The organism is Erwinia sp. MYb416 (genome assembly GCF_037479575.1).
GTDB classification, from domain to species: domain Bacteria; phylum Pseudomonadota; class Gammaproteobacteria; order Enterobacterales; family Enterobacteriaceae; genus Erwinia; species Erwinia rhapontici.
In genome coordinates this window covers 908-1,249 of the sequence record NZ_JBBGYT010000126.1, presented here as the reverse complement: position 1 = coordinate 1,249, position 342 = coordinate 908, and the positions used below count along the sequence as shown (strand labels likewise).

General features: G+C 62.9%; 1 protein-coding gene. It reads left to right on the top strand.

Annotation, left to right across the window (positions count from 1 at the left end; genetic code table 11):
- Positions 1–342: FAD-dependent oxidoreductase (locus WH277_RS01185; protein ID WP_339503892.1), on the top strand; the 342-nt coding region annotated here is incomplete at both ends.

Here is a 342-nt window from a genome sequence, read left to right as displayed (position 1 = left end):
GGCACGCTGAACTGTCGCTGGTCCAGCGGGGTTTTATTGAACAAAACGGCATTGAACTGCGAACGGGGCGGCAGGTCGTCGCTATCGATCGCCAGCGGCGGCAGGTACACGAAGCCGATGGTTGTGTACAGGCGTATGACCAGCTCGTGCTGGCCAGCGGTTCCAGCCCGTTTGTGCCACCGATCCCCGGCAGCAAGCACGCGTCCTGTTTTGTTTACCGCACGCTGGACGACCTGGACTCCCTTGCTGCGAAGGCCGCCGGGTCGACGCGCGGCATCGTCATCGGCGGGGGATTGCTGGGGCTGGAGGCGGCCAATGCACTGCAAAAACTGGGTCTGGAAA